This is a genomic window from Amycolatopsis sp. NPDC051061, assembly GCF_040682935.1.
Taxonomy (GTDB): Bacteria; Actinomycetota; Actinomycetes; order Mycobacteriales; family Pseudonocardiaceae; genus Amycolatopsis.
Window position 1 is genome coordinate 127,330 of sequence record NZ_JBFBBZ010000008.1, and the last position, 20,593, is coordinate 147,922.

Annotated in this window: 23 protein-coding genes, 1 tRNA gene and 4 pseudogenes; 13 read left to right on the top strand and 15 right to left on the bottom strand. The window is 68.6% G+C overall.

The genetic code is table 11. The annotated features are described in order from the left end of the window. Positions 1–293: 293 nt before the first annotated feature. Positions 294–776, bottom strand: a complete 483-nt coding sequence (locus AB0N03_RS13210; protein ID WP_364369946.1) for a hypothetical protein — start codon at positions 774–776, stop codon at positions 294–296. A 579-nt stretch (positions 777–1,355) separates the two neighbouring features. On the opposite strand from AB0N03_RS13210, the gene AB0N03_RS13215 reads away from it, so the two are divergent. Further along, the gene (locus AB0N03_RS13215; protein ID WP_364369949.1) at positions 1,356–2,195 is read left to right on the top strand and encodes an AfsR/SARP family transcriptional regulator; all 840 of its coding nucleotides are present in this window, start codon (positions 1,356–1,358) and stop codon (positions 2,193–2,195) included. Between the two features lie 82 nt (positions 2,196–2,277). Further along, complete coding sequence (locus AB0N03_RS13220; RefSeq protein WP_364369952.1) at positions 2,278–2,958, top strand: winged helix-turn-helix transcriptional regulator; 681 nt, start codon at positions 2,278–2,280, stop codon at positions 2,956–2,958. Positions 2,959–2,970: 12 nt separating this feature from the next. Here the strand turns inward: AB0N03_RS13220 and AB0N03_RS13225 are convergent. Then, a pseudogene (locus tag AB0N03_RS13225) lies at positions 2,971–3,277 on the bottom strand (acyl-CoA dehydrogenase); the annotation flags it as partial. 44 nt (positions 3,278–3,321) lie between these two features. On the opposite strand from AB0N03_RS13225, the gene AB0N03_RS13230 reads away from it, so the two are divergent. From AB0N03_RS13230 to AB0N03_RS13245, 4 genes and pseudogenes are all read left to right on the top strand, one after another. Further along, positions 3,322–3,729: a hypothetical protein gene (locus AB0N03_RS13230; protein WP_364369954.1), complete on the top strand. Its 408-nt coding sequence runs from the start codon at positions 3,322–3,324 to the stop codon at positions 3,727–3,729. Beyond that, on the top strand, positions 3,726–4,244 hold the full coding sequence (locus AB0N03_RS13235; protein ID WP_364369957.1) for a hypothetical protein: 519 nt from the start codon (positions 3,726–3,728) through the stop codon (positions 4,242–4,244). The genes AB0N03_RS13230 and AB0N03_RS13235 overlap by 4 nt, the downstream gene beginning before the upstream one ends. Beyond that, positions 4,211–4,582 (top strand): ATPase, T2SS/T4P/T4SS family, encoded by a 372-nt coding sequence (locus AB0N03_RS13240; RefSeq protein WP_364369960.1) that lies wholly within the window; start codon positions 4,211–4,213, stop codon positions 4,580–4,582. Before AB0N03_RS13235 ends, AB0N03_RS13240 begins: the two co-directional genes overlap by 34 nt. Before the next feature lie 5 nt (positions 4,583–4,587). Then, a pseudogene (locus tag AB0N03_RS13245) lies at positions 4,588–4,824 on the top strand (ATPase, T2SS/T4P/T4SS family); the annotation flags it as partial. Between the two features lie 28 nt (positions 4,825–4,852). Here the strand turns inward: AB0N03_RS13245 and AB0N03_RS13250 are convergent. Together AB0N03_RS13250 and AB0N03_RS13255 are read right to left on the bottom strand one after the other, a co-directional pair. Next, positions 4,853–5,590, bottom strand: coding sequence for an IS3 family transposase (locus AB0N03_RS13250; RefSeq protein WP_364369963.1), 738 nt, complete (start codon positions 5,588–5,590; stop codon positions 4,853–4,855). 41 nt (positions 5,591–5,631) lie between these two features. Continuing rightward, positions 5,632–5,865 carry a transposase gene (locus tag AB0N03_RS13255; RefSeq protein ID WP_364369966.1) on the bottom strand — a complete coding sequence of 78 codons (234 nt, stop codon included), beginning with the start codon at positions 5,863–5,865 and terminating at the stop codon, positions 5,632–5,634. 421 nt (positions 5,866–6,286) lie between these two features. Between AB0N03_RS13255 and AB0N03_RS13260 the strand changes: the two genes are divergently transcribed. Continuing rightward, positions 6,287–7,747, top strand: a complete 1,461-nt coding sequence (locus AB0N03_RS13260) for a multicopper oxidase family protein (protein ID WP_364369969.1) — start codon at positions 6,287–6,289, stop codon at positions 7,745–7,747. Positions 7,748–7,865: 118 nt separating this feature from the next. Continuing rightward, positions 7,866–8,300, top strand: a complete 435-nt coding sequence (locus AB0N03_RS13265; RefSeq protein ID WP_364369972.1) for a hypothetical protein — start codon at positions 7,866–7,868, stop codon at positions 8,298–8,300. Positions 8,301–8,389: 89 nt separating this feature from the next. Here AB0N03_RS13265 and AB0N03_RS13270 read toward each other — a convergent pair whose 3' ends face one another. Then, complete coding sequence (locus AB0N03_RS13270) at positions 8,390–9,127, bottom strand: DUF4238 domain-containing protein (protein ID WP_364369975.1); 738 nt, start codon at positions 9,125–9,127, stop codon at positions 8,390–8,392. A 148-nt stretch (positions 9,128–9,275) separates the two neighbouring features. Here AB0N03_RS13270 and AB0N03_RS13275 point away from each other — a divergent pair. Further along, positions 9,276–9,362: pseudogene (locus AB0N03_RS13275) on the top strand (PadR family transcriptional regulator); the annotation flags it as partial. Positions 9,363–9,489: 127 nt separating this feature from the next. Continuing rightward, positions 9,490–10,323 (top strand): alpha/beta fold hydrolase, encoded by an 834-nt coding sequence (locus AB0N03_RS13280; protein ID WP_364369978.1) that lies wholly within the window; start codon positions 9,490–9,492, stop codon positions 10,321–10,323. Here the strand turns inward: AB0N03_RS13280 and AB0N03_RS13285 are convergent. The 3 genes from AB0N03_RS13285 to AB0N03_RS13295 all read right to left on the bottom strand — a co-directional run bounded on the left by AB0N03_RS13285 (position 10,260) and on the right by AB0N03_RS13295 (position 12,367). Further along, the gene (locus AB0N03_RS13285) at positions 10,260–11,057 is read right to left on the bottom strand and encodes a hypothetical protein (RefSeq protein ID WP_364369980.1); all 798 of its coding nucleotides are present in this window, start codon (positions 11,055–11,057) and stop codon (positions 10,260–10,262) included. The two genes, AB0N03_RS13280 and AB0N03_RS13285, sit on opposite strands and share 64 nt — an antisense overlap. Positions 11,058–11,151: 94 nt before the next feature. Then, positions 11,152–11,526: a hypothetical protein gene (locus AB0N03_RS13290; RefSeq protein WP_364370336.1), complete on the bottom strand. Its 375-nt coding sequence runs from the start codon at positions 11,524–11,526 to the stop codon at positions 11,152–11,154. Then, the gene (locus tag AB0N03_RS13295; protein WP_364369981.1) at positions 11,414–12,367 is read right to left on the bottom strand and encodes a HAMP domain-containing protein; all 954 of its coding nucleotides are present in this window, start codon (positions 12,365–12,367) and stop codon (positions 11,414–11,416) included. The genes AB0N03_RS13290 and AB0N03_RS13295 overlap by 113 nt, the downstream gene beginning before the upstream one ends. 73 nt (positions 12,368–12,440) lie before the next feature. Between AB0N03_RS13295 and AB0N03_RS13300 the strand changes: the two genes are divergently transcribed. Beyond that, the gene (locus tag AB0N03_RS13300) at positions 12,441–13,283 is read left to right on the top strand and encodes a maleylpyruvate isomerase N-terminal domain-containing protein (RefSeq protein ID WP_360676994.1); all 843 of its coding nucleotides are present in this window, start codon (positions 12,441–12,443) and stop codon (positions 13,281–13,283) included. Between the two features lie 342 nt (positions 13,284–13,625). On the opposite strand, the gene AB0N03_RS13305 is transcribed toward AB0N03_RS13300, so the two are convergent. Next, the gene (locus tag AB0N03_RS13305) at positions 13,626–14,543 is read right to left on the bottom strand and encodes a DUF932 domain-containing protein (protein ID WP_364370339.1); all 918 of its coding nucleotides are present in this window, start codon (positions 14,541–14,543) and stop codon (positions 13,626–13,628) included. Between AB0N03_RS13305 and AB0N03_RS13310 the strand changes: the two are divergent. After that, positions 14,443–15,273 (top strand): annotated as a pseudogene (locus tag AB0N03_RS13310) (recombinase family protein); the annotation flags it as partial. The gene AB0N03_RS13305 and the pseudogene AB0N03_RS13310 overlap by 101 nt on opposite strands. On the opposite strand, the gene AB0N03_RS13315 reads toward AB0N03_RS13310, so the two are convergent. The 6 genes from AB0N03_RS13315 to AB0N03_RS13340 all read right to left on the bottom strand — a co-directional run bounded on the left by AB0N03_RS13315 (position 15,184) and on the right by AB0N03_RS13340 (position 19,915). Further along, positions 15,184–15,501: a hypothetical protein gene (locus tag AB0N03_RS13315; RefSeq protein WP_364369984.1), complete on the bottom strand. Its 318-nt coding sequence runs from the start codon at positions 15,499–15,501 to the stop codon at positions 15,184–15,186. The pseudogene AB0N03_RS13310 and the gene AB0N03_RS13315 sit on opposite strands and share 90 nt — an antisense overlap. 439 nt (positions 15,502–15,940) lie before the next feature. Then, positions 15,941–16,016: transfer RNA gene (locus AB0N03_RS13320), tRNA-Ala, on the bottom strand. Positions 16,017–16,070: 54 nt separating this feature from the next. Next, positions 16,071–16,904 carry a gephyrin-like molybdotransferase receptor GlpR gene (gene glpR, locus AB0N03_RS13325; RefSeq protein ID WP_364369987.1) on the bottom strand — a complete coding sequence of 278 codons (834 nt, stop codon included), beginning with the start codon at positions 16,902–16,904 and terminating at the stop codon, positions 16,071–16,073. Positions 16,905–17,067: 163 nt separating this feature from the next. After that, entirely contained in the window at positions 17,068–17,736 is a 669-nt protein-coding gene (locus AB0N03_RS13330) for a GNAT family protein (protein ID WP_329055024.1), read from the bottom strand. Further along, complete coding sequence (gene glp, locus AB0N03_RS13335) at positions 17,736–19,013, bottom strand: gephyrin-like molybdotransferase Glp (protein WP_364369991.1); 1,278 nt, start codon at positions 19,011–19,013, stop codon at positions 17,736–17,738. Before glp ends, AB0N03_RS13330 begins: the two co-directional genes overlap by 1 nt. Beyond that, positions 19,010–19,915, bottom strand: coding sequence for a UTP--glucose-1-phosphate uridylyltransferase (locus tag AB0N03_RS13340; RefSeq protein ID WP_364369994.1), 906 nt, complete (start codon positions 19,913–19,915; stop codon positions 19,010–19,012). The genes glp and AB0N03_RS13340 overlap by 4 nt, the downstream gene beginning before the upstream one ends. A 24-nt stretch (positions 19,916–19,939) precedes the next feature. Between AB0N03_RS13340 and AB0N03_RS13345 the strand changes: the two genes are divergently transcribed. Beyond that, a complete protein-coding gene (locus AB0N03_RS13345; RefSeq protein WP_364369997.1) occupies positions 19,940–20,530 on the top strand; it encodes a 5-formyltetrahydrofolate cyclo-ligase in 591 nt (196 codons plus the stop codon). The last annotated feature ends 63 nt before the right edge of the window (positions 20,531–20,593 follow it).

The following is a 20,593-nucleotide window of genomic DNA, read 5'->3' on the forward strand; positions in this document are numbered from 1 at the left end:
CAGCATTTCCGGCACAGTCCGGAACCCTGGAGATAAAAATGTCCTACCTGCTGTGGTCCCTGCTCACTCGCGGCCTCTCACTCGCTTCCGAGTCACCGCACGTCCCTGACCGGGCGGCTCGGCCCCAGTTCGCGTCGTGGTCTGCCCCGGCCACGACCTACCGGAGCGCCGCGCGAGGTGCGGCGACGTTCCGGCTCGTCATTGTTTCCGACGTCTGTGTCGACGAATCGCGCCGTCAACCTCGTCTGGTAGCCAGCATGACCCCACCTGTTCTCACGCACGTCAAAGAGGGGTCAAGGACCAGACAAGTCAGTGGTACCCAGCCGGTGGCACGGGCAGTGCGCACGCGGTTGACCGCTGGGGGGCAGCCGCATCACCTGATTGTCGTAACGACAAGTCACCCACCTCCCGCCGGCGGGGCGGGGGCCGGTGCCGGTGATCACCGGCAATCCGGCCGCCCGCAGCGCCTCCGCCGCCGCGGTGGTCTCGACCGCCTCGCTCACGGCGAGCAGGCCGACGGCGCTGGCGGCAGGCCGGGCCGCGGAACCGCCGGGGTCGACGTCGCAGGCGTCCCAGAACGTGAGCGCGGGCTCGCTGGTGCTGGTCGCACCCGGCGTGCGAAGCACGACGAGGCCTGCCTGCACCAGCCGCTCCAGCACCCTGCTGGTCTGCTCGGCCTCCATCTTCCCCGGCCTGGCCCGCAGCACGGCCGCGATGTCGTTGGTGCCGTCGAGCAGGGCGACCACGGCGCCTACCTGTGCTCCGCGCAGCGCCATTACGCCTCGTTCGGAGAACAGGAACGCGCCACCCTCGGGGCTGATCTCGGCTCGTAGTTGCGCTTGAACCCGATCAACTGCGCTCTATCGGCACCGTGGTCCATCAGGCAGCTTCCTCACACGCCTCGGCCTTGGTCCAACCGGTCGGACCCAGCCGCAACCGGCGAGGGTTGCTCCACTGGTCGAATTCGTCTATTTGGAGATCGATGGAGGAGACATTGCTGGACTGTTCGGATTAGTGTTTGCTGCCATCTTGCGTACTTTGGTGGACCCGATTAGCCATCATTACCCCTCAGTATTGTGCAGCACGTGACTAACCAACAGACTCCCGTGGTCCGGGAAAGTCAGTGCTGTGCTAGAAATTCTGGTTTCGTGTCGCCGATATCACCAGTGCACAATCCATGAACCGCATATGCGTTGACCATAGGCGCGGCGGGCCGGATTCAATCGGTATTCGTGGCCGGTGCACTGCCGCGGCCACGATCGATCTGCCAGTGTTCAGGAATCGACCGTCGCTTGGATCGACATCGAACTGGGTGGACGTCAACCAGCGACGGAAGTCACCGATGGGAGCCACGTATGTTGGATTCCGACCTGGCGTTATGGGACCGATCTGACGACGTCTCGGCCGGGTTCGCCGGCCAGCCCAACGGTGGGCCGCACTTCACCCTGCTCGGCCCCTTGGAGGTCCGCAAGGACGGCGAGGACCACGCGCCGACGGCACCGAAGGTGCTCCAGGTGCTGGCGATGCTGCTCATGCGTCCCGGCAAGGTCGTGCAGGGTGACCTGATCATCAAGGAGCTGTGGGCGGGCGACCCGCCCCGCGGCGGCCGGACCACCATGCAGACACACGTCTGGCAACTGCGCAGGTACATCGAAGCCAACGGATTCGCCAGCGACGGCGACCAGATCATCGTGACCAGGGCACCCGGCTATCTGCTGCGCGTCGACCCTGGCCAGGTCGACGTCGCCGTGTTCCAGCGGCTGGCCAGGGAGGGCAGGGCGCTGTTCGACCGGCAGCACTACGCCGAAGCCGCCACCGTCCTGCGCAAGGCACTGGACCTGTGGGGCGGGCCGCCGCTGGCCAACGTGACATGCGGCCCTGTGCTCTCGGTGTATGCGACCGACCTGGAGGAACAGCGACGAAACACGCAGCGCCTGCGCATCCATGCCGAGATCGAGGCGGGCATGTACCACGACCTGATTGGCGAGTTGCGGTCGCTGATCACCGCCAGCCCCCTTGACGAGGGCCTCAACGGCCAACTGATGCGGGTGCTCAACCTCAGCGGCAGGCGGATCGAGGCGCTGGAGCTCTACCGGCAGTTCCGGGCAAGGCTGAGCGGCGAGCTCGGCCTCGAGCCGTGTAACGAGCTCCAGGAGCTGCACCACGTCCTGCTCTCGGACCAGTCGCACCGCTGAAGGGGCCACGCGAACAGACCAGCTTTCGAACGCAAACCACAACACCTACTCCGCCCACACCGGCGTAGAAGGGACGCACATCATGACCGGTCGAACCTACGGGCAATTCTGTGGCCTCGCCCGCGCCCTCGAGCTCGTCGGCGAGCGATGGTCGCTGCTCGTCGTGCGAGACCTGTTGCTCGGCCCGAAGCGATACTCGGACCTGCGGCAGACCCTGCCGAAGCTGCCACCGAGCGTGCTTTCCGGCAGGCTCAACGAACTGGAAAAGGCAGGCGTGCTCCGGCGGCGCGTGCTGCCAAAACTGGACGCGGCCGTGGTCTACGAACTCACCGAGTACGGCCGCGAGCTGGAACCGGTGCTGTTGCAGCTGGGGCTGTGGGGCGCGAGGGCACTGCTCGACCCCGCGCCGGACGACCTGTTCACCATGGACTCCGCGATCCTTTCGCTGTACACGACGTTCCGGCCGGAGCACGCGGCGGGCGTCAACGTCAGCTTCGAGATCCGCTATGGCGACCTGATCGTGCACGCCTTCGTGGACGACGGCGCGCTCAAGGTCGCCGAGGGCGCCCTTCCCGGGGCCGACCTCGTCATCGAGTCGGTCGGCTCGATTCAGCAGCTGCTGAGCGGCAGGCTGAGCCCGCTGGCGGCGATCGAGGCCGGGATCCTGCGGGCGAGCGGCGACCTCACCCTGCTGGACCGGTTCGTCGACCTCTTCCACATCCCGGCGCCCCCAGCCCCGGTGGAGGGCCTCGCCGTCCGCTGACCCTGGCCGCCTTCACTGTTCGGTCACCATCGGCGCGGCCAGGAACTGCTCCGGGATGGCGAACGCGTCAACCAGCGTGCGGGCGTGCGGGGCGGAGTTGCTTGCACAGTTGGTTGACGGCGGCGACCACGGCCTTGCCGCTGCTCGCGCTCAGCCGCCCGTGTTCGAGCAACCACGCCCGGTCCGCCTCGACGCCCGCCAGCACGTGCAGATCGCAGACGCGGCCGAGCAGGGTGCGGGCGGCCGGATCGCCGCAGCGGTCGATGGCCGCGACGAAGGCCTCCAGCACCACCCTTTCGATATGCGCGCGGCCGAGTCGATCCGGACTCACCCGCGTTCCCGATCATCCGCAGCGCAGACGCGATGCTGCTGGTCGCCCGCCCGCATGACGACGAGCTCGCCCACGTCGCGCTCAAACTGCAGGCCGCCCAGCAGTGGTCGCGCCGCCCGTGCTTCGTCCTGGTCGGCGACGGCTACCCGACCGCGGAGGTCTCCCAGGCGCTGCGCATCCCGGTGATGGGTCGCGTGCCGCGCGACGACAAGGGCGCCGCGGTGCTGTGCGGTCAGGGCACCGGCCGACGTGGGCCCGACAAGTCCCCGCTGGGGCGGGCCGCCGCCAGGATCGCGCTCAACCTCTACTCACACGGCCACCAGCCGGCCACCAACGGCGCCCGTGCACCGCACCTGCGGCTGGCAGTTCCGGGTGAACCGGCCTCTGGCGCCGCTCTGCAACCGCTCGGGCCGCAGACCCGTAACGGGGCGACGTCATGACCCGGCCTGAGCTCGGCGATCCGCGCCTGACGGCGTCGACCAACGGCGCTGGTCCGAACCTGGTTGCTGCCCAGCACATGCCTGGACCGTCGGAGCTTCCCCACCGGCCCGCGGGAGAGGCAGCGGCGATGGAACGGCTGCGGCAGCACTTGCGCGACGAATTGTCGACCCATCTCAGCAGGCGCATTCGGGCCGACGAGACCGCCGGCCGCCCGCCGATGGACGCCCCAGCACGCCGCCGGTTGGCCGAGGCGATCCTGACCGACGCGGCCGAGGCACACGCCCAGGCCGAGCTGCGCAATTCCGCCACCGGCGGGATGCTGGTGGCACTCGAGGTCGAGCAGCGGCTGATCCGCCAGGTCCTCGACGAGGTCTTCGGCCTGGCCGGCCTGGAACCACTGCTGGCCGACACCGACATCGAGAACATCAACATCAACGGCGACCGCGTCTTCGTCAAGTACGCCGACGGCCGCCGCAACCTTTGCCGCCGGTCGTCGGCTCGGATACCGAGCTGATCGAGCTCATCCGCGACCTGGCCACCCGCTCCGGGGTGGAGGAGCGCCGCTTCGACCGCGGTTCGCCCATCGTGAACTTTCAGGTGCCCGGTGGCGAGCGCGTCTCGGCGGTCATGGCGGTCACCACGCGGCCGACGGTGTCGATCCGCCGACACCGGTTCGCCAAGGTCACCCTCGCCGAGCTGCGCGAAAACGGCACCATCGACCTCGCCCTGGAGAGCTTCCTGAAAGCCCTGGTGCGGGCCAAACGCAACGTCCTGGTCACCGGCGGCACGGCGATCGGCAAGACCACACTGCTCCGCGGCCTGGCCTCGGCCATCCCCCGTGGGAGCGACTGATCACCATCAGGGACGTCTTCGAGCTCGGCCTCGGCGAGGACGCTGACGCCCACCCGGACGTGGTCGCACTGCAGGCCCGCGAACCGAACATCGAGGGCCAGGGCGAGATCTCCCTGTCGGACCTGCTCTGGCAGTCCCTGCGGATGTCGCCGGACCGGGTCATCGTCGGCGAGGTTCGCGGCCCGGAGGTCATCCCGCTGACCAACGCGATGTCCATGGGCAACGACGGCAGCATGGGCACCCTGCACAGCAGATCCAGCCAGGGCGCGTTCACCAAGCTGGCCGTCTACGCCGTGCGTAGGAATCTCCGCGCGAACCGACCGAGGCGACCACTGCCGCTTCCACCAAACGCTCGGTATAACGAATGGCTCGATATTGAACTCCGCGGTCGGAATGATGGACAAGTCCGGTCACGTCTTGTCCGGCTCGTTGCCGGGCCCAGATCCCCATCTCCAGCGCGTCGAGGGCGAGATTCGTGTGCAACGAGGTCGACACCTGCCAGCCCACGACCATTCTCGAGAACACATCGATGACGAACGCGGCATACACCCATCCCGAAAACGTCCGGATATAGGTGATGTCCGCTATCCAGAGCTGGTTCGGCTGGTCGGCAGTGAAGCGGCGGTCGACCAGGTCCGCCGGCGAAGGCGAGGCGGCAGCGATGGTGGTCCTGGCCTGCCTGCCTCGCCGTAGTCCCTGCAGGCCCTTCTGGCGCATCAGCCGCTCGACCGTGCAGCGAGCCACGCGGATTCCCGCACGGTTGAGTTGCGCATGCACTTTCCGCGCTCCGTAAACACCGTAATTCTCGCGGAACACACGCTCGATCTCAGCGAGCAGTTCGGCGTCCCGCACGGCACGTTTCGACGGCGTGCGCTTCTTGGCCGCCCAGAAGGTTCTCGGGGCGATCCGCACATCCGCATCGTTCAAGACTGCGCAGATCGACTCGACCCCGAGCTTCTTCCCCTCGACAACCCGCTCGCGGCGGCCGTCGATATAGTCGACGACCACCGCGAGCGGAACCTCCCGCCTAGGCGTGGAATCGTCAGACGCTACTTGATTTTGCGGTCGAGCTCCGCGGCGGCGAAAAACGCCGAGGCCGTCTTCAGGATCTCCTTTGCCCGCCGCAACTCACGCACCTCGCGTTCCAGCTCGGCGATCCGTGCCGCATCATCGCTGGTGCGGCCGGGTGCCGTGCCGGCGTCGATCTCGGCCCGCTTGACCCACGTCCACAACGCCTCCGGGTGCACGCCCAACTGGCCCGCGACCCGGCGGATCGCCGCCATCCGCTGACCCCTCGACCGCGATCGCGTCCAACGCCATCCGGGTCGCCCGCTCACGCGGCTCGTCGCTGCACTTCTTCGGTGCCGGCATGCTCTGCATCCTCCCTGAGATCAGAGCCTGCACAGAACCCGGGGCGCATCAACATTCAGTGGTTGTCCCTTTTGACTGAATGATCGAGTTGGCAAGCGGGTCGCGCCGGTGGGAAAATTACCCGCGACCAAAAGGTGGATCGGCCGTTCGGCGCAGTGACCGAAACATCACGCCCGGTCGGCGAGCCGATCTATTCCTTCTGGACTCTCACCCTTGCGGTGAAGACTTCGCATTTACGGAGATGCCCGCTCGCTCCTCACGACAGAGTATCGCTGGAGGGAGAAGCGCCGGAATCCGGTGCCGAAAACAAACAATGAGCTCCGAGGAGCGGTGATGTTGAACCGAAGAAAACTACTGGGGTGGGCGACGGCCGGAGGCGTGGTCGGTGGGGCGGCGCTGCTGCCCTCGGCCCTGACCCGGGAACCGATCGCCGCAGAACACGCCGGGCATGCCCCGGCCGCGGGCTCTGCGGCGGGCGGGGGCCGTCCGGCGGCGGGGCTGGGGGTTTTGTTCTCCCAGCGGCTGCCGATACCGCAGCAGCTGACGCCGATGCGGCGCGGCGACGGCGTCGACGTGTACAAGATCCCGATCAAGGCGGCGCAGCACGCCTTCCTGCCCGGCAAGCCGGCGCCGGTGCGCTCGTTCGGCGGCCAGTTCGTCGGGCCCACGATCCGCGCCAGGACCGGCACGCCGGTGGAGGTGACGTTCACCAACCAGCTGGACGTCCCGTCCAACGTGCACCTGCACGGCGGGCACAACGCCCAGGCCGACGACGGCTACCCGATGGACCTGCTCGACCCGGGGCAGAGCCGGACCTACCACTACCCGAACCGCCAGCAGGGCGCGACCCTCTGGTACCACGACCACGCCCACCACCTCGAGGCCGAGAACGTCTACCGGGGACTCCACGGCTTCTACATCCTCGACGACGAGGCGGAGCGCGGCCTGAACCTGCCTTCGGGGCAGTACGACGTGCCGATCATGCTCCGCGACATCCAGCTCGACGCCAACGGGGCCATGGTCTACCCGAACTTCCCCCCGGACCGCACCACCATCCTCGCCAACGGTGTGGTGAACCCGTACTTCCAGGTCGCGGCCCGCAAGTACCGGTTCCGGCTGCTCAACACCTCCAACGAGCGGCAGTTCCGCCTCACCCTGGGCGGCGTCCAGATGACGCAGATCGCCTCCGACGGCGGGCTCCTGCCGGCGCCGGTGCCGCGGTCGGAAGTCCTGCTCGGATCCGCGGAGCGGGTCGACATCGTGGTCGACTTCTCGCAGGTGCCCCTGGGTTCGCACCTGGTGCTCAAGGACATCTCGGGACCGCTGCTCCGGTTCGACGTGACGCGCCTCGCGCTCGACAGCAGCCGCGTGCCCGCCACGTTGCGGCCGTTGCCTGCGCCGGGGACGGCGACCGTCCAGCGGGAAATCACCATGCGGTTCGACGAGACGAACTTCACCGGCCTGGTCAACGAGCAGGTCTACGACCCCAACCGGGTGGACATCAAGGTCAAGCGCGGCGCCACCGAGATCTGGACCGTCCGCAACACCGACACCGTCTTCGGTGCGCCCCACTCGTTCCACCTGCACCTCGAGCAATTCCGCGTGCTCGACCGCAACGGCGGCCCGCCGGGACCGGACGACGTGGGCCGCAAGGACACGGTCTTCCTCGGTCCGGGTGAGTGGGTCCGGCTGCAGACCACCTTCACCGACTACGTCGGCCGGTACGTGTACCACTGTCACTTCCTCGACCACTCGACCCTCGGCATGATGGCGCAGATGGAGATCGTTCCCTGACGGGTGGGCACGCGGGGCAGGCGGGCGCGTCCGCCTGCCCCGGCTCCCGGCGGTTCGGCACTCGTTGACCGCCACGCTCGGCACTCCGTAGGTTCGTCCCTGAACGAAGGAGGTCCGGATGAGCCATCTGGTGCGGTTCGCCGACGGAACCGGCGCGGTCCGCGTCGGCCTGCTCACCGGTGAGCAGCTGCGACCGCTCGCGGTGGCGTCGATGAGTGACCTGCTGCGGCGCCCCGTAGCCGAGATCCGCGAGCTGGCCGAGGCCGCCGGCGAGCCCGTGTCCACGGCCGGAACGCGGCTGCTACCGCCGCTGGACGGGCGGACGCATCTAGAAGAACGCAGCCGCCCGAGACTCATCGAGATCATCGCCAACCTGCGTGACCGCGTCGAAGAGGCGCGGATGAACGGCTGGCTAGGAGAAGTTCAAGGACTTCAGGTCAGCCTCGACGCGGCCACCCGCAAGCTCGTAAGCATGGACCGCACCCGTGACCGCCACACAAAGAGTTCGGTCGATCTGCCGATGCCAACAGTTACCGTCCGCGCCAATTCGTGAGCACCGTGCGCAGTGATCCCGGCGGCGAACTGGTCCATCGCGGTGCTGACGCCATTGCCTCAGCTGGGAGTGGAGCTGTGATTCTGCTGCTACTGCTCCAGGAGAGCGTCGAGGTCGTCAGGACCGAACCCGGCGTCGAGGAGCACTTGGCGGTCGTCTTCGTCAAGCCAGCCCCACAACTGCGCGTTGACCGCAACCTCGCGCTCACGCGGCTGCGGTAGATCGAAGCCGGCAAGCGGCGTGTCCTTGGGGTGATGGAACAGGAACCGGCGGGCACTGTTCACGGTGCAGGAGTTGCTATAGAGCGCGGTGGCAGCTACACCCGGCCAGCGAACGTCGCGCCCCCGAGCGGCGAGTGGCGGCGGCCAGGCAGATGGGAGATACATGGCCAGCGAGTGTCGGCGAGTCAAGGGAACGTAGATGACCGGCGCGTTCTCGATTCCCGTCCCCCTACCCGTCTGCGTCAGGTCCTCGTTCGGGACGACGTGGACTGGGTGGTCGCATGTCGCAAGCGTCTTGCGCTCGAACACCGTCAGCAACCACGAACGATCGAGGAGAGATTGTGTGACTCGAGGCAGCATGTTGGCGAGGTGCTGCATGTGATGGTTTGCTCTGACCTCCGCCCGAATTGGATTCTTGAAGAAGCCAATCCACTCGCGGTTCACCGCTTCTTCGCCAACGGGCTCTCCCGCTGCGCTGAGCACTTCGCGCAGCCTTGTCCGCCCGCCGAGGATCACCTCCAGCAGCAGGGCATGTGACGCCATCTCATTCATCCTGTTACGTACGCTGGTTCCGCGCAGGAGTTGCAGCGCGATCCACGCAGCCATTGGCTTTGGAGGTCTCCACCAGCACCCTTTGTAGGTCAGTGCTGACACCACCCGGACCAGGAGGGCACCCTAGTATTGGTGGGAGTTGACACCACCCTGGCGGGCGCGCAAGCGGAGCGAGTCCGAGCAGATTGAGCGGAGGGGGCGCATGTCGGCGACGAAGCTCCTGGTGCTCGGTATCGTGCACCTCTCCGGCGGCGCGCATGGCTACCAGGTGCGGTCCGAACTGCAGAGCCCTTGGCTACCGCTCGCCTGTCTCGTCGTGGCGGCCGTGATCGCAAGGGCGCGGGGGTCGCGCACCGAGGCCGTCGTCGGCACGCTGCTCAGGCGCTGAGACAAACCTCTCGAACGGAGAATGTGAGATGAACGAGATGGACCTTCGCGTGACATCAAACGATGGCACCACCATCGCCTACGACCGGAAGGGAAGCGGCCCGGCTGTCGTCCTGGTAGGCGGCGCGCTGGACGACGGAGCCGAGAACGCTCCCTTGGTACCTGCTCTCGCCGAGCACTTCACGGTCTACAACTATGCCCGTCGGGGACGCGGCGCGAGCGGCTTCACCGAGCCCTACGCCGTGGAAAGAGAGATCGAGGACCTGGATGCGTTGATCGCGGAGGCGGGTGGCTCGGCACACCTGTTCGGGGCGTCCTCTGGTGGCGCGCTGGCGCTGGAAGCCGCCGCGGCCGGGTCAGCCATCGACACGATCGCCGTGTGGGAGGTGCCCTACGCGGTCGGGGACGACATACGCCCGCGATTCGAGGAGTACATCGCGGACACCCGACGCGCCTTCGACGCCGGGCGAGACGAGGAGGTTCTCGAACTGTTCATGCGCCTGTCCGGCGCTTCCGACGACAACATCGCGGCCAGGAAAGCGGCAGGCAAGCAGACGTCGCATTGGGCGGATTCGGTCGCCCTCGCGCCCACGCTGGTCCACGACAGCGTCTTCCACAACCGCTACCAATTGCCGACCGATCGACTGGCAACGGTCACCCAACCGGTCCTGGTCACCACCGGAGGACCGATCACGGTCCCCTACATGGCAGGCCTGCCCTCGGACTTCTTCGACCGCGCAGCCGACGAGCTTGCAGACCTACTACCCCACGCTCAACGGGAGACCCTCGACGGGCCGGATCACGTCGTCGACCCACAGACCATCGGCCCACTGTTGCTACGGTTCTTCAGCAGCGAACACTGAGAGGCCCGCGAGGCGGTGCGGGAAGACCGATTAGGCACCGCGCAAGCAGATCTTCGTCGCGCCAGGGACACGGGGCGGACAGGTGGTGCCGAGGTTGATGTCGTCGGCGGCATCACAGGCCTGATCCTGGGCGTGCTCGTCACCAACGTCTTCGTCGCCACGCAAGGCCGGGCCGTCGTACTGACCTGGGCTTCAGTCCTGCGTGAGTTAGTCCAGAAAAAATTGTTGTGACTGGAGCCGAAGCGGTACAGCCGCGGCGGCTCCAGCCCGGCGTTGCGACACCAGCCCAGCAGATCGTCTTTGGTCAGAAGGGGATGCTGCATCAGCGGGTACTCGACCCGCCACGGCCGCCACCCGGCAGTGATCGCCGGAGCCCGGCGCTGCTCGCCGGGCTCAAGCCCGACGTAGAGGACGGTGTCGGCGGGCTCGGTATGCTCGGTCAGCCACCGCCGACAGGGCTTCTGCTTGAGCAGCTGCGAGCACGGAGCAATCCGGGCGTTGCCGAGATAGCTGCGCTGCACGAACAGCTCGAATGGTGTCCGGCCGTCGCAGACCCGGGTGATCGGGATCCCCAGCCGTATGGAGGCATCGGCGTTGAACCGGCAGAGATCGCTGTCCTCGATTTTCGTGTCGGCGAACAGCAGAGTGATCGGGTCGTCGGGGTGATCCCGGCGGACGAGTTCGGTGGCGGCCCAGGAGCCGATGCCGCCAGACCACTGGACCACGTGGCGCATGACAGGACCTCCTGCAGAGGAAGGGTCGCGGCGCCCCGGAGCGGTGCAACGACGCCCGGGACACCGCGGACCAGCTGAATGCCAGGGACGTCGGCTACCAGCGCGTCGCGCCGACCCGGCCGGCGATCTCGTCCAACTCGTGCTCAACGACGTCGGCGCTGGCGTGCTGCTGGAACAGCAGCCCGACGGTGGATGCGCCCGGCGCGCCGTGGGCGTGCACCGGAGCACAGGCGGTGAGGTGGTGGTCGCCGCGGCGCACGGCGCTGGCGGCGATCAACGTCGCCAGCCGAGCCCGAGCGTTGTGATCGGTGCTGCCGCGGAAGAGGGCCATCCACAGTTGCTCCATTCGCTGCGGGTCAAGATCGGCCGGCGGCAGCAACAAGGGTCCGTAAACGGCGTTGTCGGCCAGCGCAGTCGTGACCGCCAACGCTGCGACGTCGTCGATGAACTCGCCGCTGCCGGCCTGGATGGTGGCGTGGGCGACGATGCGGCTGGCCTCGTCGCTGCGACGCACCAGAAACGGCACAACCCTGCGGGCGAATCGGCTGAGGCTGGCTCCTCCGGGCATCGAGCCGGCTGATGTAGTGAAGTGGCTTCGGCGCGTCCGCGGTGAACTGGCTCTGCCGCCGCACGGACTGGTCGAGCCGGGCCAGCATCGCGTTCATCGTGACGGCCAGTTCGGTGATTTCGTCGCCGGAGTCGGGCACCGGGACGCGGCGGCCGAGGTCGCCCGCGCGCACGCCGTCGACTTCGGCGCGGATGGCGCCCACCGCGCGCAGCGACCGCCGGACCGCGAGCCAAGCGACGCCGCCGACGAGCAGCGCGGCGCGGGCACCCCGCCCCACAGCAGGCCGCTGCGCGGTGTCGACGGTGTCGAGCCCGACCGGGTCGAGCTGCTCGGCCGCGGCGACGTAGTGGCGGCCGTCGGCCGTCGGCGCGCCGCTGTACTGCTGCCCGGCGAGGCCGAACGGCAGGACGATGACGCAGTCCGGCCCGTACACCTGCACCGGTTCGCTCTCGGGGAACTGCTTCTCAAGCCCGGTCGAGCAGCGGTTCGCCACTTCCGCGCTGATCATGTACCCGCCGCCCTTGGCGTACCGCTGCGGCACGTCGGCGGGCGCGACGCCGGCGTTCAGGAGCGCGAGCAGCGCGTCGACCTTGTCGCTCGCGCGTGCCCTGGCGCTGTTTTCGAGGCCGTCGCGCAGGGCGTTCACGAACCAGTACGACCCGAGGCCGAGCACGAGCGCCGCGGCGAGCGCGGCGAAGAGGGCGACCCGCACCCGGGTCGACCGGGGCAGGAGCCGGACCATGCGGCGAACATACCGGCGAAGAAGGCAGCCGAAGAGATCCGGGACGGGCCACCGGCGCCTTACCATCGAAGCCATGACGATCCAGCCTGCGCAGTGGGATGCGGTGCGAGCGGCCTTCGCGGAGGCCGGTGACCGGTTCGCGGACGCCGTGGAGAACGCGCCGGACCCGCACGCGAAGGCCGTCGGGGACTGGTCGGTGGTCGAAACCGCCGCGCACGTCGGCTGGATCGCGCTCGTCTACACGGCCATGGTGAAGGGCGACGGCGGCCCGCTGCCGCTGCCGGAGCTGGAAGAGCCGATGGCGTCGGCGAACATCGAGACCGTGTCGGCGATGAACGCCGTCGCGATGACCGCCTACCCCGAACGCGACCCGCACCGCCTGGCCGAACGGCTGCGCGCGGACATCGCGGAAGTGCTGCAGGTGAGCCGCGACTACGACCCGGAGAAGCCGATCTGGTGGCTCGGCGGCAGCCGCATCCCGGTCGCGGGCATGCTCGCGCACCTGGTCAACGAGCTCGAAATCCACGGCAGCGACATCGCCCGCGCGAGCGGGCAGCCGTGGCGGATCGACCCGGCGAACGAGGGCCGGTTCCTGGAGCTGTTCTTCGTCGGCATGGTCCGCAACGACGTCGGCAAGCTGCTCGACTACGCGACGCCGTCGCCGCGCCGGATCGCGGTGGAGTTCCGCTCGGACTACACCGCCCCGGTGGTGATGGTCCTGCAGCACGGCGGCGTGCGGGTGGAGGAACCCGACGGCACGGCCGACGCCCGGCTGACGTTCGACCCGGCCGTGCTGGTGCCGATGATGTTCGGCCGGATCTCCCCGCTGAAGGCGGTGGCGAGCGGCAAGGTCCGCGTCGGCGGCCGCCGGCCGTGGCGGCTGGCGGCGTTCCTGCGCACGGTGCACATGCCCTAAGACAGCACCCGGAAGGTCAGGTGCGTCGCGTTCGGCGTCTCCTCGACGCCGGTGCGCTCCAGCCGCACGTGTTCGCCGACGGCCCCGTCGAACAGCCGCACCCCGGCGCCGAACAGCAGTGCGGACGACCGCGGTCACCCAGGTCCCGCCGTGGCGCCGGTCAAGGCCCCGTGCCTGCGGCCGGACGTCGATGTGTCGAGGTGTGGCCTTGACCGGTGTCGCGGGACCTGGTCGCGTGATTGAGGCCGCACGACACCGCGAGGTCACGCGTGGCCGGGAGCCACGGCATCGGGTGCGGGTTCGCGATCGGCGGTCCATGCGAGGGCGGGGACCGGAGCGCGCTCAGACGGCGGCGAGGACCTTGTGCAGGGTCGCGGCGGCGGTGCGGTCGTGCTTGCCCAGCTCACCGGTCATCACCCGGGTCATGTTCCGTTCGGCGCGGCTGGCACCGCGGATGACGGCCTCGTGGTTGAGGTGGGTGTTGACGGCCTGCATCACACCCCACCCGGTGTTCTTCCACGGGCCGACCCGGCTGTCGCTGGTCCACAGCCGGGTCAGCGCCGAGCGCTTATTGACGGCGTTGGTCCGCCCCCGGCCCGGCTGCTCGGGGATGGGCGTGTGGGCGTCGAGGAAGGCATTCCAGGCCCGGTCGATGACCGTGGTCTGGCACAGTTTCTTGACTTCGGCGGCGAAGTCGTCGGCGACGGTGTGCACGATCTGCAGGGCTTCGCGGGCGTTGAGGAGTTGCAGGTTGCTGTTGCGCTTGTGGACGACGGCGACTTCTTGGCCGTCTTCGCGCAGGCCCAGGTTCATGGTGTTGTCGCAGACGACGTTGGTGACGACCCGCTTGTAGCGGGACTTGAGGCTGCCGTCGTGGCTGGAGCAGGCGAGCAGGTTGGGCCGGAACTCCACCCCTTCGGGGGTGGTGATGTTGTCGGGGACTTCGACGCTGACCCAGGCTTGCTTGCGGTCGCGCAGCAGCCCGGCGGAGCCGATGGCGAGGCCGTCGTCGAACAGGGCGGCGACGTTGTCCAGCAGCCAGGTGCCGTACTGGTGGATGCCGTACTCGTCGGTGTGGATGGCGAGGATGTCGCCGGTGTCGGAGGTGGTGACACCCAGGTGGGCCCAGCAGCTCGGCGTCAGCGTGCACGACGAATACGTGGACGCGGGCGAGTCGGCCCGGTCCGCGGATCGCGAGCAGCTCCAGAAGCTCCTCAAAGAAATCAAGACCGTTCGGCCGGAGTGCGTGATCGTGCACAAGATCGACCGGCTGGCGCGCAACCGCGAAGACGACATCGCGATCAACCTCATGCTCCGCAAGCACGGTGTCAAGCTGATCTCCTGTACCGAGAACATCGACGACACGCCGAGCGGCCGGCTGTTGTATGGCCTCATGGCCGAGATCGCCCAGTTCTACTCGGGCAACCTCGCCCAGGAAGTCATGAAGGGCCTCGTACGCAAGGCTCAGGAGGGCGGCACACCGTTCCGTGCACCGCTCGGCTACCTGAACCGGCGCGAGACGCAGGGAAGCGTGGAGTTCTCGTGGGTACAGCTAGATCCCGAACGTGCCGAGATCATCCGTTGGTGCCTTGAGGAGTACTCAACGGCCCAGTGGAGCGCCATCGACTTGACGCTCGCTGCCCAGGGCAAGGGGCTGACAAGTCGGCCGACGCCGAGTCGTCCGGCAAAGGCCATCTCCCTCACCACGATGTACAAGATTCTGGCTAACCCGTACTACATGGGCGTGGTCAGCTACCAGGGCATTCACTACATGGGCAAGCACAAGCCGCTCATCGAACCTGACACCTGGCTCGCCAACCAAGCGATCTTGGCTGCCCACAACCACACTGGAGACAAGGAACGCGTGCACAACCACTACCCACGGTCCACTATCTACTGTTCAGCCTGCGGTGGACGGCTCATCTTCTCCCGCAACCGAGGCAAGAGCGGTGAAGCATACGACTACTTCATGTGCGTCAAGAAGAAGACCAAGTCCAACAATTGCGTTCGCCGGGCCATCCGAGCCGAACGCGTGGAAGATGCCGTGTCCCGCTTCTACGGCACGTTCCACATCGCGCCGCAGCACGCCGAGCAGATTCGCGCAGCGGTTCACGAGGAGCTGGCGGCGCAGCAAGCTGAGGCATCCCGCAGCCTGGAGCACGCGACCTCCCGCAAGCGCCGAGTTCAAGACGAGCGAGAGAAGCTTCTCCAGGCTCACTACGCCGGAGCAATCCCGCAAGACCTTCTTGCCACCGAGATGAGGCGCCTTACCCGCGAGCTTGCTGAGGCAGAGTCTGCAATCCAAGCTGCGCGAGTCAGTACGGCAGACATCGCCGAGACACTGCGTCGGGCCCTCGTGGCCGCCAGCCACTGCGAGCGGGCTTATCTCATTGCACCTGACCACGTGAAGCGGCAGATCAACCAAGGGTTCTTCGAGAAGCTGTACATCAACGAGGACGGCTCCGTTGAACACTCCGAACTGACGGAACCGTTCGCCGCCCTCGCCGACGTTGCTGCCACGACCATCACCACCCGGCTGGTCGACTTTGGCGATGCCGCCCAGACCGGGCGCGCCACTACGTCGGTGACACCACGTACACAAAACAACACGCCCGGCACGCGTATCGCGTCCGGGCGGTGTTTGAATAAAGACCTTCTGGTGGAGCTGAGGGGAATCGAACCCCTGACCTTCTCGATGCGAACGAGACGCGCTACCAACTGCGCTACAGCCCCTTGGTTGTGCTCGTAAAGCTTAGCAGTGCCCTACGAGCACACCGTGCAGGGGGGTCACTCTCCGACAGCCCGCCGATAAGGCCCGGTCCCGGGCTCGTCGAGCTCCTCGAAAGCCGGGTCTTCGTCGTCCAGATCCACGACCACCGCGCTCCGGCGAACCCGCGAAGTCGGCGACGGACGGCGCTCGACCACCTCGCGGCGGGCCGGCTCGACGACGTCCACGTCCTCGGCGTCTTCGACCGGCTCCTCTTCCTCGAAGGAGTCGATCTCCTCGCGCGGCGGCGCCGGGCGGCGAGGCGCCCGGGTGCTGTTGAAGCGGGCGAGCCGGCGCTGGCGGATCTCCTCCTCGATCCGCACCTGGCGGCGCAGGTAGACGAGGTACCCGACCAGCACGATGTCGGCGACCGCGTGGCCCCACCAGACCAGCGGCATGACAAAGCCGGCGACGGCCGCGGTGGCCACCGCGATCACGAGCAGGATCACGACGATGCGCTGCCTGAAGCCGTACTTCGCGCGCGCCGCGATCTCCGCCGCTTCGGGGTCGAAGCCGCCGCGACCAGGGCGGTAACCGGCGCGCTCGGCCCGCTGGGCACGCTCGGCGCGGGACGGTTGCGGGAGCGGCTCGGGCTCCGGCTCCTCGTAGTCGTCTTCGAGTTCGAGGTCTGCTTCCAGCTCCGCGAGGTCGTCCTCGACCGAAGGCCGGGACTTGACAGTCTCCTCGGACATGGCGAATTCCTCCCGGTCTTCGTTGCGTCCACTGCGTACGACCCTGGCCGCCAGCGCGGAGTCGGCCGTACGGGCCACCTGCTGCCGCCGACGCGCGACCATGGGCACGAGAACGACGAGCCATGCCGCGGCGAGCGCGACGATGATCACGGAGCTGGGCATCTCCCGTCACCTCCCCCGATCCTTCCACCTGAAATCACGCTAGTCACAGGAGTAACAGATCGGACGGAGGCTCGCCGGGTTGGATCACGGAAATGCCTCACCGGATTAGGTGAATCTCACAGCATGTGGTAACGCGCTCACGGACCCGGGTGGGTAATGACCGTCAGGCGTAGTCGGCGCGCCCCGCCGCGACCAGCCGCGACACCAGCCCGGCCCCGGTCTCCTCGCGCGTGACGGCGAAGCAGTAGTGGTCCCGCCAAGCGCCCGCCACGTCGAGGTAGCGCTCGAACAGGCCCTCCTGCCGGTAGCCCGCCTTGGTGAGAACCCGCAGGCTGGCACCGTTTTCCGGGCGCACGGTGGCCTCCAGCCGGTGCAGCCCGGCCGGACCGAAGGCGTGGTCGGTGACCAGCGCGACGGCGGCCGTCGCGACCCCGCCGCGGACCACGTCGGACGACACCCAGTAGCCGATCCAAGCGGACCGCAACGACGCCCGGATGACGTTACCCACAGTGATCTGCCCCGCGAGCCGTCCGTCGAGGGTGATCGTGAACGGCAGGCACTGACCGCGCCGCGCGAGCGAGCGCAACGCCGCCCACTGCGACGGCCACGACCAGAAAGCGTTGCGTTCGGGCCACGGGCCGACCCCGGTCGGCTCCCACATCTCGAGGTGTGCCCGGTCCCGGAGCCGGATCCGGCTCCATTCGCCGGCGTCGCGCAGCCGTACCGGCCGGATCGCGACCTCCCCGGCGGGCACCCGCAGCGGGCCGAGCCGGGCCGGCCAGCCCGGGTGCCGGCTCTCGACCGGGTAGGACACCCCCGACACGGAGTTCATCAGGCCCGTTGGGCCAGGAAAGTGACCTGGACCTGCTCGCCCGCGGGGACGTCGGTCAGCTCCTCCGGGACGTTGATCAGGCAGTTCGCCTCGGCCAGCGACGCGAGCAGGTGCGCCCCCGACTGGCCGAGCGGCTGGACCAGGTACTCGCCGTTGGACTCGTCGCGCAGGAGCTGGCCGCGGAGGAAGCCGCGCCTGCCCTCGGTCGACGTGATCGGCGACAGCAGCCGCGCCCCGACGATCCGCCGGTGCGGGTTGCGCGTCCCGCGCGCCGCCCGGATCAGCGGCCGGACCAGCACCTCGAACACGACCAGCGCGCTCATCGGGTTGCCGGGGATGAGGAACGTCGGCACCGAGTCGGGGCCGAGCCTGCCGAACCCCTGCACCGACCCCGGGTGCATCGCGACCCGCGTCACGTCGATCCGGCCGAGGTCGGACAGCGCGGCGTGGACCTCGTCGCCGGTGGTGCCCCCGGCACCGCCCGCGACCACGACGATCTCCGACATCAGCAGCCGGCCCTCGACGATCTCCCGCAGCCGCTTCGGCTCGCTCGGCACGATGCCGACCCGGCTGACCTCGGCGCCGGCGTCCCGGGCGGCCGCGGCGAGCGCGTAGGAGTTGACGTCGTAGACCTGCCCGACCGACGGCGTCCGGTCGATGTCGACCAGCTCGTCGCCGACCGACACGATCGACACGCGCGGCCGCGGGAAGACGAGGACCTTCGCCCGGCCGACCGCGGCCAGCAGGCCGACCTGCGCCGAGCCGATCGTGTCGCCGCGGCGCACCGCGACGTCGCCGATCTGGACGTCCTCACCGGCCCGGCGCACGTACCCCGCCGACGGCACCGAGCGGTGCACGGTGACGCGGGCCTGGTGCCCGTCGGTGTAGGCGAGCGGCACGACCGCGTCGGCCAGCGTCGGCAGCGGCGCGCCGGTGTCGACCCGCACGGCCTGGCCGGGCTGCAGGCGCCGCGGCTGGCGCGAACCCGCCGCGATCTCCCCGACGACCGGCAGCTGCACCGGCTCCTGCCCGGCGGTGCGCACGTCTACGCTGCGCACGGCGTAACCGTCGATCGCGGCCTGGTCGAACCCGGGCAGCGCGTGCTCGGCGACCACTTCCTCGGCGCAGAGCAGCCCCTGGGCCTCGGAGATCGCCACGCGCACCGGCTGGGGCCGGACGGCGGCGTCCAAGGTCATCGAGATCTGCGCGTCGACCGAGCGCAGCTCGGTCTCGTCCCCGGCCACTTCGGGCGGTGCCGCGTCGAGGGATTCCGTCATGGGCGTTCTGTCCCGATCCGTTCCGTCAGCCACGCCCGTAAAGATGGACCGTACTCGGGCGTTTCAAGCGCAAAATCGACCGCGGCGCGCAGGAAACCACCCGGATTCCCCAGGTCGTGGCGTCCGCCGCGGTGCACGACGACGTGCACCGGGTGTCCCTCGGAGATCAGCAGCGCGACCGCGTCGGTCAGCTGCAGCTCGCCGCCGCTACCCGGAGTGATCCGCTTCAGCGCGTCGAAGATCGCCCGATCGAGCAGGTAGCGCCCCGCCGCGGCGTACGTCGACGGCGCGTCCTCCGGCTTCGGCTTCTCGACCATCCCGTGCACGCGCTTGACGTCTTCGTCGTCGGTGTCGGTGACGTCGAAGACACCGTACGGCGAGATTTCGGCCTTCGGGATGTCGAACGCGCAGAGCACGCTGCCGCCGTACTGCGCCCGCACCGCGCTCATCCGCTCGAGCACGCCGGTGGGCAGCACGAGGTCGTCCGGGAGCAGCACCGCGACGGCTTCGTCATCCGGGTTCAGGTTCGGCTCGGCCTGCGCGACGGCGTGGCCGAGGCCGAGCGCCTGCTCCTGGATCGCGGTCTCGACGGCGAGCAGGCTCGACCCGCGGCGCACCTTGGCGAGCAGCTCGGTCTTGCCCTTGGCCTCGAGGTTCTTCTCCAGCTCGGGCTGCTCTTCGAAATAGCGGACGACGGCGTCCTTGCCCGGCGAGGTCACGATGATCAGGCGTTCCGCGCCGGCGGCGGCGGCCTCGGCCGCGACCAGCTCGATCCCCGGCGTGTCCACCACCGGCAGCAGTTCCTTGGGCACGGCCTTCGTCGCCGGCAGGAAGCGCGTCCCGAGGCCGGCGGCCGGCACGATGGCGGTTCTGAACGTCTGGGTGGTTGCGGCGCCCGTCATGGGCGCAGAGCCTAACGTGAGGTCATGCACGCGCTGGGCAATGAACACCCGAGCAAGGCGGAGTGGCGCACCCGCCTCACGCGCGCGCGAGCGGATCAAACCGCCGATTCGCACGCCGATGAGGCGTCGGCACTGGTCAGCGCGGTGTCGAAGGTCACATCCGGCACGGTGTGCGCGTACCTGCCGTTCGGCACCGAGCCGGGCACGACGGCGCTCGTCGACGCGCTCGCGGCCGGCGGCGCGCGGGTGTTGCTGCCGGTCATCGTCTCGCGGGCGGATCCGCTCGACTGGGCCGAGTACACCGGCGAGGCCGATCTCGTGCCCAGCCGGTTCCGCGGGATCCGCGAACCCGGCGGGAAACGCCTGGGTACCGAGGCCGTGGGAGCGGCGGAGCTGATCTTGGTTCCCGCGCTGGCCGTGGACCACCGGGGCGTCCGGCTCGGCCGGGGCGCCGGCCACTACGACCGCTCGCTGGTCTTCGCCGCGGCCGGGGTGCCGCTGCTGGCCGTCGTCCGGGACGAAGAGCTGGTCGAACGGCTGCCCGGGGAGCCCCACGACGTGCGCATGAGCGGGGCCTTGACGCCGGGTCGAGGCGTGGTCGAGCTGCCGATGTGAGCAACGAGGAATTGCGTTCGGGGAATGCTTTCAAGCACAATTGGGTTGGCACTCTGGTCGGAT

Bases quoted from the DNA above. Each gene is read 5' to 3' on its own strand.
- AB0N03_RS13215 (WP_364369949.1), top strand. From the start codon at position 1,356: ATGTTGGATTCCGACCTGGCGTTATGGGACCGATCTGACGACGTCTCG.
- AB0N03_RS13255 (WP_364369966.1), bottom strand. From the start codon at position 5,865: ATGGCGGCGATCCGCCGGGTCGCGGGCCAGTTGGGCGTGCACCCGGAG.
- glp (WP_364369991.1), bottom strand. From the start codon at position 19,013: ATGACGGAATCCCTCGACGCGGCACCGCCCGAAGTGGCCGGGGACGAG.
- AB0N03_RS13260 (WP_364369969.1), top strand. From the start codon at position 6,287: ATGTTGAACCGAAGAAAACTACTGGGGTGGGCGACGGCCGGAGGCGTG.
- AB0N03_RS13265 (WP_364369972.1), top strand. From the start codon at position 7,866: ATGAGCCATCTGGTGCGGTTCGCCGACGGAACCGGCGCGGTCCGCGTC.
- AB0N03_RS13270 (WP_364369975.1), bottom strand. From the start codon at position 9,127: ATGGCTGCGTGGATCGCGCTGCAACTCCTGCGCGGAACCAGCGTACGT.
- AB0N03_RS13280 (WP_364369978.1), top strand. From the start codon at position 9,490: ATGAACGAGATGGACCTTCGCGTGACATCAAACGATGGCACCACCATC.
- AB0N03_RS13235 (WP_364369957.1), top strand. From the start codon at position 3,726: ATGACCCGGCCTGAGCTCGGCGATCCGCGCCTGACGGCGTCGACCAAC.
- AB0N03_RS13330 (WP_329055024.1), bottom strand. From the start codon at position 17,736: ATGAACTCCGTGTCGGGGGTGTCCTACCCGGTCGAGAGCCGGCACCCG.
- AB0N03_RS13340 (WP_364369994.1), bottom strand. From the start codon at position 19,915: ATGACGGGCGCCGCAACCACCCAGACGTTCAGAACCGCCATCGTGCCG.
- glpR (WP_364369987.1), bottom strand. From the start codon at position 16,904: ATGCCCAGCTCCGTGATCATCGTCGCGCTCGCCGCGGCATGGCTCGTC.
- AB0N03_RS13285 (WP_364369980.1), bottom strand. From the start codon at position 11,057: ATGCGCCACGTGGTCCAGTGGTCTGGCGGCATCGGCTCCTGGGCCGCC.
- AB0N03_RS13210 (WP_364369946.1), bottom strand. From the start codon at position 776: ATGGCGCTGCGCGGAGCACAGGTAGGCGCCGTGGTCGCCCTGCTCGAC.
- AB0N03_RS13345 (WP_364369997.1), top strand. From the start codon at position 19,940: ATGCACGCGCTGGGCAATGAACACCCGAGCAAGGCGGAGTGGCGCACC.
- AB0N03_RS13220 (WP_364369952.1), top strand. From the start codon at position 2,278: ATGACCGGTCGAACCTACGGGCAATTCTGTGGCCTCGCCCGCGCCCTC.
- AB0N03_RS13230 (WP_364369954.1), top strand. From the start codon at position 3,322: ATGCTGCTGGTCGCCCGCCCGCATGACGACGAGCTCGCCCACGTCGCG.
- AB0N03_RS13295 (WP_364369981.1), bottom strand. From the start codon at position 12,367: ATGGTCCGGCTCCTGCCCCGGTCGACCCGGGTGCGGGTCGCCCTCTTC.
- AB0N03_RS13300 (WP_360676994.1), top strand. From the start codon at position 12,441: ATGACGATCCAGCCTGCGCAGTGGGATGCGGTGCGAGCGGCCTTCGCG.